This window comes from Oleiphilus sp. HI0079 (assembly GCF_001635105.1).
In genome coordinates this window covers 1-372 of the sequence record NZ_LWFT01000722.1, presented here as the reverse complement: position 1 = coordinate 372, position 372 = coordinate 1, and the positions used below count along the sequence as shown (strand labels likewise).

The window sequence follows — 372 nt, the reverse complement described above, 5'->3', positions numbered from 1 at the left end:
CGCTTGATCTTAATGATCTTAAGAGCACTTCAATCTTGGATCTGGCTTCTTCCACAGATGAATTTGAAAATAAAATTAATGAGTACAAAGCTGACAGGCAGCGTTTTGATCAGCAGCAGGATCAGATATCCCCGTTGGCAGATAGAAAACCAGGGCCTTGTGAACTTAAAAATCTAAATAGCGATTTTGCCGATTCAGAGACTCTTAAGTGTTCTTCTTCCAGGTATAAAAAGGAACTAGTCTTGTTCTCTAAGGTTTTCAGAAGTACTGAGCTGTTAATGAACAGAGAAAGAGTATTAGAGATATTCGGGAAGATCTTGGATTCGTATATTTTCTTAATAAAAGCAGATATATCACTGCTAGATGATAATT

Annotated in this window: 1 protein-coding gene; it reads left to right on the top strand. The window is 36.6% G+C overall.

Features of this window, described 5'->3' with window-relative positions:
* Nucleotides 1–35 precede the first annotated feature (35 nt).
* On the top strand, nucleotides 36–372 hold a 337-nt coding region (locus A3750_RS26875; protein WP_231871818.1), incomplete at its 3' end, for a hypothetical protein.